The following is a 13965-nucleotide window of genomic DNA, read 5'->3' as shown; positions in this document are numbered from 1 at the left end:
TGAAGCCATCCTTGGAGAAATGTGATGATGGGTGCCAAGACCGTGGGGCCAGCGATGCCACAGGGCTGCGCCGGGGTCAAATGACCAGCGGCGGCGGCCCGGTCCAGATCGGCAGGGTGAAATGAAACGCGCTGCCCTGGCCGGGGGCGCTCTCCACCCAGATCTCGCCGTCGTAATGCGTGACGATTTCCTTGCAGATGGCCAGCCCCAGGCCTGTGCCGCTGGATCCGGCCACCACCACATCCGCGGCGCTGCGGCCATGGGGGTGCAGTTGTACGAATTTTTGAAACAGCCGGCCCTGATCTTCCGGCGCAATGCCGGGGCCGGTGTCCTGCACGGTGAACTGCACGGTGTGCGGCTGCCCCTCGGCGGCGGGCGTCTGCCGGGCCTGCACCTGCACCTGGCCCAGTTCCGTATAATTGACGGCATTGTGCAGCAGGTTCACCAGCACCTGCTGCAGGGAATCCGGATCGGCCCGCACGGCGGGCAGGGTATCCGGCACGTCCACCAGCAACCGGATTTCCGGCTTGAGGGCAAAAAGCATGGCCGTACTGCGGACGGCATGCTCCGCGGCCTCGGTCGGCCGGACAGGCTTATCCCGCCAGACACGGCGGCCGGATTCGATGCGGTTCAGATCCAGCACGTCATTGATGAGCCGGGTAAGCCGCGCGCCCTCGGCCTCGATGACCTGGAGATTGTCCATGATCTGCCCGCTGCGGCGTTCCAGGTTCGGATCGTCCCCCACCAGGGGCAGAAAATGCCGGCGGAAATGCTTGCGTGTAAGGGAGGCGAAGCCCAGCAGGGAGGTCAGCGGCGTACGCAGTTCATGCGAAACCGAGGACAGGAAGTGCGACTTGAGCTCGTCCAGTTCCGTGAGCTTGCGGTTGACGTCCTCCAGCTCGCGTACCTTGGCCCGGATGGCGTCGCGCATGGTGGCGAACTGCCGGGCAAGGCTGCCTATTTCGTCATCGCGGGAGGTGTCGATGGGTTCGTCCAGTTTCCCGGCGGCCAGGGCCTGGGCGCTCTTTTCCAGGGATCCCAGCGGGTTGACCACGCCATGGCGAAAAAACAGCAGCAGCCCCGCAGACGTGAGGAGGATGCAGCCGAAGGAGGCCAGGGCAAACCCCCAGCCCAGGCGGGACTTGAGCCGGGCGGAGGCTTCCGTATTGATGATGACCAGGGCGTAGAAAAACGGGCGCGCGCCTTCAAAAGCCCGGATGGGCGTGATGCACAGCAGGTTGCCCGTCTTCATGCGCACCACCGAGCCCTGCGCCGCCGCGGAATCGAGCACGCCGGCCAGGTGATCAGCCAGGCCGTCTTCCAGTTGCGAGACATTGCGGCCCACGAAAGTCTTGTCCGAGGCGAAGTAGATGTGCCCGTCGGCAGCCACCACCAGGCCGTTCAGAAATTCGTTGCCGGCCAGGTTGGTCATCACGGCCTTGTCGGCCACGGATTCGTATCGCAACAACTGCCGGCTCATGAGCAGGCCGGGCAGCCTGGCCCGGGCCTCCAGGGTGCGGTCAATATCCCTGGATAACAGACCCACCGCCGTCACACCCAGGGCGGCCAGGGCAAGGGCCTCCACCAGCACCACAATGATGCTCGTGCGGCCCAGCAGGCTTTGAGGACGAAGACGGATGCGCATCACCCTCTCATACAGGAACTATGGCCATCGCTGCAACGTGGCCTGATGCATGACGCGCAGCACGTGATCCACATCATGCCGGCGGGTCTGGAAGTCCTCGAAGGCCTGCAACCCCGCCCGGGCCAGGCGTTCCGGGGCATTGAGGTCAAAGGCGAAGGCCCAGGTGTCTCCGGTCCGAATCTCGTCCAGAATCCGCCGCTGCATGGAGGAGTACGCCTCGGGCGGCACTCGGCTGCTGGGAGCCAGGGCGCCGGACCCCCGGCTCATGGCCTGCTGGGCCGGCACGTCCGCAAAGGCGGCCAGGGCGGCGCGCCCCTGGGGCCGATCGCCACGCCGGGTGAGGGCCACCAGATCCACAGGGCCCAGATTCACGCGGGGGACCTCCGCATCGACGACCGGGAACGCAAAAAAATCGAACTCCTCACACGCCTTCCACCCCAGCTTGCCTTCCAGCAGCCCGACAACCCAGGTTCCCATGAGGGTCATGCCGGCCTCGCCGCCGTGCACGGCCTTCACGGCCCCGGCCCAGTCGTACAAGGCGGGCTGAGGCAGAAAATATTCGCGGTCCAGCAGGTCCTGCCACAGCACAAACGCCCGACGCACCCGGGGATCCAGAAAGGATTCCTCTCCGTTCAACAGCCGGGTGCGAAACTCGGGACCAGCCGTGCGCAGGAGCAGAAAATCAAACCAGTACTGCGCCGGCCACTGTCCTTGCAGGCCCAGGGCCACGGGCGCGCGACCATGGCGGCGAATGGCCTCGCACACGGCCAGGAACTCGTCCCAGGAGCGGGGGGGCGCGAGGTGCAGGGCGTCGAAGAGGGCCTTGTCATAGAAAAAGCCGACCCAGTGCATGGTCACCGGCACGCCGAAGCGCTGGCCACCATAGGTGCAGGCCTCACGCAGGGCCGGGGGGAAGACCTCGTCCAGACCATGCAGACGCCAGACGTCGTCCACCGGCGTCAACACGTCTGCTTCAACAAGGGCTTTGGTGCGCTGGCCGGCCCAATAGGAAATGATGTCCGGCGCGCCTTCCCCGCGCAGCATGGCCTGGATGCCCTTCTTGAACGCCTCGTGCTCGAAGCCCTGGGCCAGCAGCTGCAGGGAAGGATGCTGCCGGGTCATGGCCTGCACCATGGCATCCACCCCGGTGCGGAAGTCGTCGGTCCAATAATGCAGGAAGACCACCGGCGCCGAGGCGCGCAAGTCTTCCTTGCCGGCCTGCGCCTCCCCGACGGCAGCCAGCAACAAGACCGCGGCGCAACATGCCCGCGCCCACACACAAAGCAGCCTTGCGGCAAAAAGCCATCGCATTGGCGTATCCTGGTTCGGTTCCCTCCGTTGCCCGGATCAAGCCTGTAGCATGATTTTCGACCGCTGGCGACAGCAAAACGCGTCTTTGTGGTCGTTATTCTTGGAAATACACCATGGACGTCTTTTTGAGCTCCCGGATGCTGTGCAACAGCCCGTAATCGTTTTGCCCGGTGCGCTCGGACAATTCGGCGACCACCCGCTGCAGTTCCTCGGGGCTGCGGCCGTGCACCATGGTGAACAGGGTGTAGGGCCAGTCCGCCTGGGCGGGCCGCCAGTAGCAATGGGACACATGGGGATGCTCGGCCATGGCCGTGCCGGCGGCGTCGCGCGCGGCGTCGTCATCGATGCGCCAGGCCACCATGACATTGTGGTTCCAGCCGGCCTGCTGATGCTTGATGGATGCCCCGAAGCGACGGATGACCCCCTCCTCAAGCAGGGACTGCAACAGGGCGATGACTTCCTCTTCGGTAATGCCGGCCTGGCGGGCCATATCCGCATAGGGGGTGAGGGAATCCGGCAGCTGATCCTGGGCCAGCCGCAGGACCGTGCGTTGGGCAGGGGTGAATTGATGCATGGAGTCTCCTTTGCCGGGGCACGCATCCCCGGAGTTCCGGATCCCCTAGCCAAGGGGGGTGGCCTTTGGCAAGCCGCGTCTTGCATCCCGCGTGCGCTCGACGTACACAGAAGCGCTGTAAGGAGGACGATCATGCGCATCACCGTGCTGGGAGGCGGCAGCTGGGGCACGGCCCTGGCGGGGCTGTTCGCGGGGCAAGGCCGCGAAACAACGCTGTGGATTCGGGAGCCCGAGCTGGCCTCCCGCATGCGACAGACCCGTGTGAACGACGTCTATTTGCCGGGCATCATCCTGCCGGATGCCCTGCGCATCGAGCATGATCTGCCGCGCGCCCTGGTCGGGTCCGGCGTGCAGGTGCTGGCCATACCGTGCCAGTTCAGCCGGGAGTTTCTGGAGCAGGCGCGCCCGCATTTGCCCATGCGGCCGGTGGTGGTCTGCGCCAGCAAAGGCATTGAGGTGGCGCACCTGGCCACCATGGGGCAGGTGGTGGAAGAAGCCCTGGCGGGACTGACGCCGATCTTCGCCATCCTGTCCGGTCCGTCCTTTGCCATGGAAGTGGCCAAAGGCCTGCCCACGGCCGTGGCCATGGGCTGCGCCAACGACGCCATCGCCCGCGAGCTGCAAGGGCTGCTCACCGGCCCCATGTTCCGTATTTACACCAACCCCGACGTGCGCGGCGTGGAGCTTGGCGGGGCGCTCAAGAACGTCATGGCCATCGCCGTGGGCATGCTGGACGGGCTGGAGGCCGGACTGGACGCCCGCGCCGCCCTCATCACCCGCGGTCTGGCCGAGATGAGCCGGCTGGGCGTGGCCATGGGCGCCCAGGAACGGACCTTCATGGGCCTGGCCGGCCTGGGCGATCTGGTGCTGACCTGCACGGGGGAGTTGTCCCGCAACCGCGCCGTGGGCCTGGAGCTGGGCCGGGGCAAGGCCCTGGCGGAAATCCTCGGCTCGCGCAAGACCGTGGCCGAAGGCGTGGCCACCACGCGCTCCATGTTCCAGCTGGGTCAGCAACACGGGGTGGACCTGCCCATCGCCGCGGCGGTGCATGCCGTGCTCTACGAAAACGCCCCGGTGCGCGAGACGCTGTCCCGGCTGATGGCCCGCAATCTCAAAAGCGAATGAGCAGACTGCCGCCGGCTTGCCCTTGCACCCGGCTGGCCATCGAACATTGACCCTGCCCACGGGAGACTGATACAGCATCCCCACCCCTTCACCATCATTCCGCGAGCGCCGCCATGAAACAACCCCGCCGGTCCAATCTCCTGCCTTGTTTTCTTGCGCAACTGGCCCTTGTGCTCGTTCTGGCCTTCATGTTCGTGGCCCAGGCCGGGCTGCCGCTGTTCATGCCCAAAAAGGCGGACGCAGACGCGGCCGCCCTGCGCCAGCAAGGCCAGACCCTGGTGGCGGACGTGCAGGCCATCCTCGACATGAACATGGCCCGGGCCGGCGGCGTGGGCAAGGACGCGCTGATGAGCGGCCTGGAAGACGCCTGCGCCAAGGCCCTGCAATTCACTGCCGGATGGAACATCGCATGCGCCGGGGACCCCGCCAGCGGCGAGGTGACCATCACCGCCACCCATGCCGGCCTGGGCGACCCAGTGCGCGGCGTGTGGAAGAAAGAAAAATAGTTCCAGACGGCACGACATCAGCGCTGCAGAAGCCGGTACACCGTGGTGTGCCGGTACAGCTTCCCTGGTGAAAGGACAACGCTGGGGAACAGCGGCCGGTTGGGGCTGTCTGGCAGGTGCAGATCCATGAGCGTGATGCCTACGCCGGACTGCACCCGCACGCGCAGCCCCGGCCGGGTGGTGTACAGCTCCAGCTCGCGCCCGCTGGGAGGATGTCGCAGCCGGGCCACCAGATCCGGCGCCTCGATGCAGCCCGGCAGGACGAGCAGCAGATCCATGACGTCATCGGGCAGCCTGTCACCAAGCCGCGTCGGCATGCGCAAGTCGGCGCTGGTGCCATGCACCAGCCGGGGCGGCGCCACGGGCAGGCCGTCTTCCTCGGGAAGCACAAAGCAGGCCAGCACTTCCAGTTCGTGCTCGGCCAGGATCTCCCTGGAGGGTGGCGAACCAGCCAGATTGAAACAGCAATGCTGTGCCAGATTGCAGATGGTCGCCGCCGTGCTGGTGGCCATCATGTCCACCACCAGCAGGTTGTCATTGGTGAGCTGATAGCGCGCCTGTGCCACCAACGAGCCCGGGTAGCCGCTCGCACCGTCCGGCGACACATGCGACAGCACCAGCACTGGCACGGTTTGCTCGTGCCGGGCCGTCCAAAGCACGCTGTGCAGCCCGGCCGGGCCGCCGTCGTCATGGTGCCCTCCGGCCGAGGGCAGCAACCGGACCGGAGTATTGCCCAGGAGGAACCCTGCCTGGGCGATGCGCCCGGCGAATCTACCCAGCAACGCGCCACAATGCAGCGGGTCCTGCAGCCGACCCTCCAGGGAATCCGGCCCGGCCAGGACGTTCACCCTCTCCCCGCCCCGGCCGTGAGGCGGGCTCAACCACTCCATGATGGCGCCGTATTCCAGGATGGACGCCTGCATGCCCGCGGCATTGCGCAGCACATGACGATGCACCGGCTGCCCGTCTGGCAGGTGTCCGGCCAGTTCCGTACGCACGGGGGGATGTGGCGGCGTCACCGGACGGACTCTCCTTGCCGGGGCGCAGCCTACTGACGCCGCAGACGTTGCAGGCCTTGCGGTCCGGCAAGCAACGCTTCGCCGGCCATGCCCAGAAAGAGGCCGTGCTCCACAATCCCGGCCCGGGCGGCCAACTGCCGGGCCAGACGGGCGGGATCGGCAATGGGGCCGAAGTCGCAATCCAGAATGATGTTGCCTTGTTCTGTCTGAAAGGCCCGGCCCTCGGCATCGCGCCGCAGCACCACTGTGGCCCCCAGGGACTCCAGAAAGGCCGCCTGGAACCGTCTGCCCCAGGGGATGCATTCCACGGGCACGGGCCAGTGGGTGCCCAGGGCCGGGGAGAGCTTGCTGCTGTCTGCGATGAGCACGAGCTTTCCCGTGGCCTGAGCCAGGATTTTTTCCTTGAGCAGGGCGCCGCCGCCGCCCTTGATGCAGTCCAGATTCGGCGTCAGCTCGTCCGCCCCGTCCAGCACGAGGTCCAGGCGCGACACGTCGTCCAGCTGCTTGAGGGGAATGCCCAGGGCGCGGGCCTCGCGTTCGACAAGCATACTGCACGGCACGGTGGTCACATCGTGCAGTTTGCCTTCGTGCAGCCATTGCCCCAGCAGGCGCACCGCCCAGAGCACGGTGCTGCCATGGCCCAGGCCCACCACCATGCCGGGCCTCACCAGTTCCAGCGCCGCCCGGGCGGCCTCCTGCTTATGCACTTTCATGGTCTCGTTCATGACCGCGCCTCCCAATCCCATGCGGAGGAACCCGGCTTGCGAGCCTTCCGATGCCTGCTGCGGCAACCAGCCGTTTTGCAACAACGACACATGCATGGACGCACCCCTTGTCGGATTCAGAGCAACCACCGAACCGACGCTCCATCCCAGGCCCATTGCGTTACGGATGCCCCATGAGGGCGACTCCGCATGATGCAACAGGCGCAGGGGTCCCGTCTCGCTGCATGGCTGCACCACACGCGCAGCCATGCATCATTTTGCCGCGACGGTATCACAACCGTCTTGAAATAATCCAGACACAATTATCACCAGGGCAGGCCTTCGCCGCAGGGGCGTCCATGGTCCCGCCCTCTGCCCAGATGCGCTGGGCCAGGGCCAGCTTTTCTTCACCACCAGCCAGGAACAGCACACGCCGGGCACGGCTGATGAGGGGCAGGGTCATGGTCAGACGCGGCACGCGCGGCTCCACCTCTGGAGCCGGCACGGCGAAGATCCAGGCTTTTTGCGCCATGAGCGCCGGAGATCCCGGAAACAGCGACGCCGTGTGCCCATCCTTGCCCAGGCCCAGGATGACCACATCCAGCACCAGATCCCCGCCAACAGCCACCCCCAGGGCTCTGGCGATATCCGCCTCGTAGGCATGGGCAGCGTCCTGCGGGGAGCAGCCTTCCAGTTCCGGCGCCAGAAAACGGGCCATGCAGGCCCGCCCGCCGGCCATCAGGGAGCGGCGGATCATGGCGGCATTGGAAAGCGCCTCCTGCCCCGGGGCAATGCGTTCATCGCCCAACAGCAGCAGTACGTTTTCCCAGGGCAAATCCATATTCCCGAGTTCCTTATAGAAGTGCTCGGGGGTTTTGCCGCCGGCCAGGGCCATCACGGCCCGGCCCTTGGTCTGGATGGCTTCCAGCAGCCAGCCGCGCACGCGTTCCAACGCGGCAGCCGTCAGGGCTGCACCATCAGGAACAATCAGACGTTCCACGGCAGGGGGGGCATCATTCATGGCGTCGTCCCATGTTGCATCGTTGCAGGTGAAAGAATGTGGCGCACTTCCTGCGGGCCATCACTGCCGGCCCTGTACAAATACAGTCGCTCCGCCTTGTCCGGACAATCGCACTCCTGAAGGATCGGCGTCAAGAATCCCCAACAGAGTTCCACGCTGTCCTGACGCCAGAACAACGTCTGATCGCCCAGAAGCACGTCTTGCAACACCTTGACGTAGGCATCCGTCTTGGGCCGCTTGACGCCGGCGTTGTAGTCGAACTCCATGCGTACCGTCCGCAGGCACATGGGGCCGGGGAGTTTGGTCTGGAAGGTGAGGATCACCTCTTCCCTGGGCTGGATGGAAAGGATGAGCGTATTGGCCGAGATGTGCTCTCCCAGGACCTTGCGGAACATGGAGTACGGCACTTCCTTGAACTTGACGACAATTTCCGTGTGCTTGCGGCGCAGGCGCTTGCCGGAGACCAGATAAAACGGCACGCCCTGCCAACGCCAGTTGTCGATGAACACTTTCATGCAGGCGTAGGTGGGGGTGGCGCTGTCCGCGGGCACGCCGGGTTCATCCACATAGGCCGGCACCTTGCGATCATCAATCATGCCGGCGCCGTACTGCCCCAGCACCAGATGTTCATTCAGGCGGCCCACGGGAAACGGCCGCAACGCCCTGTAGACCTTTGTTTTTTCATCGCGCACCAGCTCGGCTTCGAACTGTGAGGGCGGCTCCATGGCGCACAGGGCCAACAGTTGCATCATGTGGTTCTGGAACATGTCCCGCAGCACGCCGGCCTGCTCGTAAAAGGCCGCGCGGTGCTCCACGCCCAGCGATTCCGCCGCGGTAATGCGCACATGGTCGATGTAGCGCCGGTCCCACAGCGGTTCAAAAATGGCGTTGGCGAAGCGCAGGACCATGATGTTCTGCACCGTCTCCTTGGCCAGGTAGTGATCGATGCGAAAGACCTGATGCTCGGTAAAGTGCTGATGGATGGCGGCGTCCAGGGCCTTGGCTGTGACGAGATCGCTGCCGAAGGGCTTTTCGATGACGATGCGGGCAAAGCCCTGCGCTTCCGAGGCCATGCCGGCCTGCCCCAGGCGGGTGGCGATGGTCTCGTATGCGGTGGGGGGAACCGCGAGATAATACAGCCTGTTGCCGCCAATCTGCCGGGCGGTGTCCAGCTCATTGCACAGGGCATGCAGGGCGTCCATGCCCGTGCCGGTATCCACATCTACAGAACAATAGTACAGCCGGGCAGCCAGATCGTCCCAACGGCTGAGATCCTCCACCCCGGCCTGCGTCAGGGATTCGCGCATGCGCTCGCGGAAGGCTGCATGGTCCAGGGCAGACCGCCCCACGCCCACGATGCAGCTGCGGGAATCCAGGCTGCCCAGGCAATGCAGATCGTACAGGGACGGGAACAGCTTGCGGAAGGTCAGGTCGCCGGTGGCGCCGAAGACCACCACCACGCACGGCGGCCCGGCCCGGTCCAGCAGGCACTGCCCGCCCGAGGCGGCCGTCAAACCGTTCAGGGCCGAGACCTGCGCGCTGGCGATGGCGGACTGGGGTTCCGGCATGGCTGGCCTCATGTTGCCTTGACGGCGTGGCCGCCGAACTCCCGGCGCAGGGCGGCAAGGACGCGATCCTGAAACGTGTTGTCCTGGCGGGAGCGAAAGCGCTGCATCAGGGAAAGCGCCAGCACCGGCGCCGGCTGGGCCAGTTCGATGGATTCCAGCACCGTCCAGCGGCCTTCGCCGGAGTCGTCCACATGGCCCGCCAGACCCGCCAGGGCAGGATCCGCGGCAAAGGCGCGCTCGGCCAGCTCCAGCAGCCAGGAGCGGACCACGCTGCCCTGGTTCCAGAGGTGGCAGAGGGCGGCCATGTCGATATCCTTGCCATAGCCGGAGGCCTGGATGAGCCCCAGGCCCTCGGCATAGGCCTGCATCATGCCGTATTCGATGCCGTTGTGGATCATCTTGACATAGTGCCCGCTGCCCGTGCCGCCGCAGTGCATCCAGCCTTCGGGCGGCGCCAGGGCGTCCAGATAGGGCGTCAGCTCGGCCACGGCCCCGGCCGGGCCGCCCACCATGGTGCAATAGCCTTCGGTGAGGCCCCAGATACCCCCGGAAACGCCGGCATCCACGTAGTGCACACCGGCTGCGGCGCAGGTATCGGCGTGGCGCAGGTCGTCCTTGTACCAGCTGTTGCCGCCGTCCACGAGGATATCCCCGGGCTGCAGCAGGGGCAGCAGCAGGGCCATATGCTCGTCCACGGCCGGGCCGGCCGGGAGCATGAGCCAGCAGATGCGGGGCGGATGCAACGCCTGGACCAGTGCTTCCAGGGTCTGACAGGCCAGCGTGCCATCTTCCGCGGCCAGGGCCTGCGTCTTGTCAAAAGAACGGTTCCAGGCCGCCAAAGGCAGCCCGGCGCGACGCAGGCGACGGGCCATGTTCAGCCCCATGCGGCCGAGTCCGACGATGCCGAATTGCATGACAACCTCCTTCATGCCGGCGGACCGGCGGGCCGGCTGCAGGCCTGCCACCCGGCATGGGCGGCGCCCCACAGGCCGGAAAGCTCGTTCTCGTTGCGACGGATGGGCATGGCCTCCAGCAGAGGCCGCTGGGTGGGACAGTTGAGAAATTCCTGCAAAAATGCCGGATGGCGCACCAGGGCGGGCGTTTTTGCCGCCACCCCGCCGGCCACCACCACCCCGCCCGAGGCCACCACGGCCAGGGCATATTGCCGACAGGCGCGGCCGTAGAATCTGGCGAACCACTCCGCCACCCGGGGCGTAGAATCCAGACGGGCTGAGGCCTCCGGGGGCGAGACGGCCTCGCCGGAGAGAAATTCGTGCAGCAGGGCCAGGCCGCCGCCGCTCACCACGTGGTCGCCGATGGGATAGCCCACATCCAGGCGATCCATGACGAAGGCCTGATAGTCGAACTCCTCTCGCCCCACAAAGGGAAACGGCGCATGCCCCAATTCCGCAGGCACCACGGTCCAGCCGCCGGCTTCCAGGGGCAGCAACGCGCAGTTGCCGAGCCCGGTGCCTGCGCCGGTGACGGCCACCGGCCCCGGGGCATAGGCATCGCCGGGTTTGAGCAGTTCGGCGTCCTGCAACGCCGGGGTGACCACGGCATGGGCCTGAGCGGCAAAGTCGTTGAGCAGCACCAGCCGCGCCGTGCCCACGGCGGCCTGCATCTCGTCCCAGTGGGCCGGCCAGGTGATGTTGGGCAGCAGCACCGTCCGCCTGCCGCGCACCGCACCGGGCACGGCAAAGGCGGCGGCGTCCATGCGGGCCGGATCCAGGCCCGGCTGAAGGGCCACGGCCTGGCGCACAAGCTCGGTAAAGGAGGCCGCCCCGGCCGTGGGCAGCACAAGCGACGCTTCCAGGGTCAGCGCATCACCCTGGGCCAGGAAACAGCCGAACCGGCTGGAGGTGCCGCCGATGTCTGCGGCAAGGATGTGTCGCGTCGTGTCTGGCATCGCCACGTCCAGGAAGTGAAAAGAGAACGGGGAAATTCCCCTATGCTGCGGAGCAATCCCATAGGCACGCAGCGTCAGTTCCCATAGCACGAGTCGCCCTCGCAGAACAACCCCGGCCACCACAAAAACACGCTCCGGAGACAGACTCCCCGGAGCGCGCGTTTTCGTGATCCAGGCGAAAGGCCGATCAGGCCTGCTGCGATTGCGCCAGCAGCTCCCGGCTGACGGACTCCATGGCCTGCACCTGACGGCGCAGGGCTTCGATGGACTGGCGGGCATGGTCCATGGTGGCGGCGGTGGCGGCGGCGATGCGGTCCACATCCTCCACGGCGCGGGTAATTTCCTCACTGGTGGCGGACTGTTGCTGGCTGGCCGCGGCAATGCCCTGCACCTGTCCCGAGGCCTCATTGACGTACGCGACGATCTCGTCCAACGCCTGCCCGGAACGTTCGGCCAGGGTGGTGGCGGTGGTCACGGCTTCGGCGGCGGTCATGGTGGCGTTTCGGGAGGCCAGGGCCCCCTGCTGGATGGCGTGGATGGCGCCCACCACATCCTTGGTGGCGTGCATGGTCTTTTCCGCCAGCTTGCGCACCTCATCCGCCACCACGGCGAAGCCCCGGCCGGCGTCCCCGGCCCGGGCGGCCTCGATGGCGGCATTGAGCGCCAGCAGGTTGGTCTGGTCTGCGATATCGGTGATGACCGTAATGACCTGCCCCACCCCTTCGGCATGGCGGGCCAGCTCTTCCATGCTCCCGCGCAATCCGGCGGTCTGGGCCTGCACCCCGCCGATGGCGTCCACCACTTCCTGCACCGCCTGCTTGCCGTGCAGGGCTTTGTCCGTGGCCTTGGCCGCCTGTTGGGAGGCGTTGGAGGCGCTCTGGGCCACCTCCAGCACCGTGGCATTCATTTCTTCCATGGCGGCGGCGGTTTCGGAGATGCGGCGGGACTGTACCTGCGACCCCTTGCCGGCTTCGTCCACCTGCGTGGTCAGTTCTGCCGCGGCGGCGGTCACCTCCCGGGCCACGCCGTCGCCGTCCCGGGCCAGGCGCTGCAGGGACACATTCGTGGCCTCCATGGCCTGCTGCCGGCGGCGCATGTCCGTGATGTCATGGTAAAAGGTGAACACACCGGTGGGATTGCCATCCAGATCCTGGATGGGATTGGCGTGCACCGTGAGGATGTGCTCCTCTCCCTTGAGATTGCGCAACTGCAGCTCGCCAGACACCCGTTGCATGGTGGTCAGGGCTTCTTCCGTCCTGGTGCGGCGGGCAGAATCGTTATACAGCAACTCGCCGCAGCGCATGCCCTCGACCTGCCTGGGCGTCTGGTCCCGGCCGACAATATGCAGCATAAGCTCATTGATGAAGGTGATGCGCCCTTCCCGGTCCACCACCTGACACGGCACGGTGCTGGCGATGCCACCCAGCACGCCCTGGGCAAACCCCAGCCGGTGCTTGAGTTCGGCAATCATGCGCTTGATGTTTTCCGCCAGCTCCACCAGTTCCCTGCCGCTGCCCACCGCCACGACGGCGTTGAGGTTGCCGTCGGCCACCTCCTGGGTGTAGCGGCCCAACGCCTGCAGCGGCCTGATGACCACCACCCGGCTCACCAGGGCGATCACCCCCAGCAGCACGACGAACGCGCCGGCGCCCAGGCCCAGCAACAACGCGCGCTGCTGCGCGGCGGCCTCCGCCATTTCGGCGGCATAGGCCGAGGCCACGAAGATCCAGCCGTTGGAGACCTTGCCCCAGGAGAGGAATTTGTCCTCGCCCTTGAACACATATTCAAAGGATCCATGCCCCTGCTGCAGATGGGGCTTGATGAGCGGGTACGTGCTGGAGGGCTGCAGCATGAGCTTGGGATCGGGATGCCCGATGAGCTTGCCGGCGCCGTCCATGAGAAACGGATAGCCCCGCGCGCCGATCTTCACGGGCAGGATGTATTTCTTGACGAAGCGGGCCAGGTCGATAGTCAGGGCCACACCACCGACCACGCGGCCGGCGGCGTCCAGGACCGGATGCGCCACCACCAGGGCATGCACGCCGGTGAAGTGGCTCTGCACCAGGGTATCGCCCTTGTAGATCTCCCCGCGGGACACACGCTGGAAGTATTCCCGATCCGCAATGGAAAAGGGCTCATCCCGACGCTCCACGGCGCCGCCCACGGCCACATTGGCGGCCTGCACCTGCCCGGTGGCGTTCCAGACGAACACGGCCTCGGCCATGGGCGCACCCTGCAGCAGCACGGCCAGTTCGTCAGCGCCATCAGCGCGGCGGCCCGCCTGGGCAATGCGCAACACAGCCGGATTGCCGGCGGCAATGCGGGTCAGCCCATCGCCATGGTCCAGAAAATCTTCCAGGGTGTGAATGAGGGAAACGCGCAGTTGGTCCATGGCGCCCAACTGGGACTGCAACACCGCCGTCCAGGTGGAACGGTATGCCGCAAAGACCAACACAGCGAGCACGGCCAGCAATACCGTGGCGACGCATACCGCCAGCCGCGACGAAATTGATCGGCACAAAAGCATGCGCCCCCCAATACAATCTATCGTCAATCATTGGCCCGACGTTTTGCTACCACTCC

Annotated in this window: 12 protein-coding genes; 2 read left to right on the top strand and 10 right to left on the bottom strand. The window is 66.2% G+C overall.

Going from position 1 to position 13965, the window contains the following annotated elements; translation table 11 throughout:
* Nucleotides 1-76: 76 nt before the first annotated feature.
* The 3 genes from DGI_RS17055 to ahbB form a co-directional block, all read right to left on the bottom strand.
* On the bottom strand, nt 77-1645 hold the full coding sequence (locus DGI_RS17055) for a sensor histidine kinase (RefSeq protein ID WP_021760036.1): 1569 nt from the start codon (nt 1643-1645) through the stop codon (nt 77-79).
* An 18-nt stretch (nt 1646-1663) separates the two neighbouring features.
* Nucleotides 1664-2956 (bottom strand): ABC transporter substrate-binding protein, encoded by a 1293-nt coding sequence (locus DGI_RS06570; RefSeq protein ID WP_051286451.1) that lies wholly within the window; start codon nt 2954-2956, stop codon nt 1664-1666.
* Between the two features lie 94 nt (nt 2957-3050).
* Entirely contained in the window at nt 3051-3530 is a 480-nt protein-coding gene (gene ahbB, locus DGI_RS06565) for a siroheme decarboxylase subunit beta (RefSeq protein WP_021760034.1), read from the bottom strand.
* Nucleotides 3531-3662: 132 nt separating this feature from the next.
* Between ahbB and DGI_RS06560 the strand changes: the two genes are divergently transcribed.
* Together DGI_RS06560 and DGI_RS06555 are read left to right on the top strand one after the other, a co-directional pair.
* Nucleotides 3663-4655 carry an NAD(P)H-dependent glycerol-3-phosphate dehydrogenase gene (locus tag DGI_RS06560; RefSeq protein WP_021760033.1) on the top strand — a complete coding sequence of 331 codons (993 nt, stop codon included), beginning with the start codon at nt 3663-3665 and terminating at the stop codon, nt 4653-4655.
* A 113-nt stretch (nt 4656-4768) separates the two neighbouring features.
* Nucleotides 4769-5161 (top strand): hypothetical protein, encoded by a 393-nt coding sequence (locus DGI_RS06555; RefSeq protein ID WP_021760032.1) that lies wholly within the window; start codon nt 4769-4771, stop codon nt 5159-5161.
* A 17-nt stretch (nt 5162-5178) separates the two neighbouring features.
* Here DGI_RS06555 and DGI_RS06550 read toward each other — a convergent pair whose 3' ends face one another.
* The 7 genes from DGI_RS06550 to DGI_RS06520 form a co-directional block, all read right to left on the bottom strand.
* Complete coding sequence (locus tag DGI_RS06550) at nt 5179-6180, bottom strand: aldose epimerase family protein (protein WP_144284133.1); 1002 nt, start codon at nt 6178-6180, stop codon at nt 5179-5181.
* 29 nt (nt 6181-6209) lie between these two features.
* On the bottom strand, nt 6210-7001 hold the full coding sequence (gene rpiA / locus DGI_RS06545) for a ribose-5-phosphate isomerase RpiA (protein WP_235619930.1): 792 nt from the start codon (nt 6999-7001) through the stop codon (nt 6210-6212).
* Between the two features lie 175 nt (nt 7002-7176).
* Nucleotides 7177-7905, bottom strand: a complete 729-nt coding sequence (pgl, locus tag DGI_RS06540) for a 6-phosphogluconolactonase (RefSeq protein ID WP_021760029.1) — start codon at nt 7903-7905, stop codon at nt 7177-7179.
* On the bottom strand, nt 7902-9473 hold the full coding sequence (gene zwf, locus DGI_RS06535; protein WP_021760028.1) for a glucose-6-phosphate dehydrogenase: 1572 nt from the start codon (nt 9471-9473) through the stop codon (nt 7902-7904). Before zwf ends, pgl begins: the two co-directional genes overlap by 4 nt.
* 8 nt (nt 9474-9481) lie before the next feature.
* A complete protein-coding gene (gnd, locus tag DGI_RS06530; RefSeq protein WP_021760027.1) occupies nt 9482-10387 on the bottom strand; it encodes a phosphogluconate dehydrogenase (NAD(+)-dependent, decarboxylating) in 906 nt (301 codons plus the stop codon).
* An 11-nt stretch (nt 10388-10398) separates the two neighbouring features.
* Entirely contained in the window at nt 10399-11382 is a 984-nt protein-coding gene (locus DGI_RS06525) for a glucokinase (RefSeq protein ID WP_021760026.1), read from the bottom strand.
* 187 nt (nt 11383-11569) lie between these two features.
* Nucleotides 11570-13909: a methyl-accepting chemotaxis protein gene (locus DGI_RS06520; protein WP_021760025.1), complete on the bottom strand. Its 2340-nt coding sequence runs from the start codon at nt 13907-13909 to the stop codon at nt 11570-11572.
* Nucleotides 13910-13965 lie beyond the last annotated feature (56 nt).

Origin of the sequence: Megalodesulfovibrio gigas DSM 1382 = ATCC 19364 (assembly GCF_000468495.1) — a bacterium.
GTDB classification, from domain to species: domain Bacteria; phylum Desulfobacterota; class Desulfovibrionia; order Desulfovibrionales; family Desulfovibrionaceae; genus Megalodesulfovibrio; species Megalodesulfovibrio gigas.
Note: the sequence above shows the minus strand (reverse complement) of the source record. Positions and strands in the feature narration are given on the sequence as shown.

Bases quoted from the DNA above. Each gene is read 5' to 3' on its own strand.
- DGI_RS17055 (WP_021760036.1), bottom strand. From the start codon at position 1,645: ATGCGCATCCGTCTTCGTCCTCAAAGCCTGCTGGGCCGCACGAGCATC.
- DGI_RS06570 (WP_051286451.1), bottom strand. From the start codon at position 2,956: ATGCGATGGCTTTTTGCCGCAAGGCTGCTTTGTGTGTGGGCGCGGGCA.
- ahbB (WP_021760034.1), bottom strand. From the start codon at position 3,530: ATGCATCAATTCACCCCTGCCCAACGCACGGTCCTGCGGCTGGCCCAG.
- DGI_RS06560 (WP_021760033.1), top strand. From the start codon at position 3,663: ATGCGCATCACCGTGCTGGGAGGCGGCAGCTGGGGCACGGCCCTGGCG.
- DGI_RS06555 (WP_021760032.1), top strand. From the start codon at position 4,769: ATGAAACAACCCCGCCGGTCCAATCTCCTGCCTTGTTTTCTTGCGCAA.
- rpiA (WP_235619930.1), bottom strand. From the start codon at position 7,001: ATGCATGTGTCGTTGTTGCAAAACGGCTGGTTGCCGCAGCAGGCATCG.
- pgl (WP_021760029.1), bottom strand. From the start codon at position 7,905: ATGAATGATGCCCCCCCTGCCGTGGAACGTCTGATTGTTCCTGATGGT.
- zwf (WP_021760028.1), bottom strand. From the start codon at position 9,473: ATGCCGGAACCCCAGTCCGCCATCGCCAGCGCGCAGGTCTCGGCCCTG.
- gnd (WP_021760027.1), bottom strand. From the start codon at position 10,387: ATGCAATTCGGCATCGTCGGACTCGGCCGCATGGGGCTGAACATGGCC.
- DGI_RS06525 (WP_021760026.1), bottom strand. From the start codon at position 11,382: ATGCCAGACACGACGCGACACATCCTTGCCGCAGACATCGGCGGCACC.
- DGI_RS06520 (WP_021760025.1), bottom strand. From the start codon at position 13,909: ATGCTTTTGTGCCGATCAATTTCGTCGCGGCTGGCGGTATGCGTCGCC.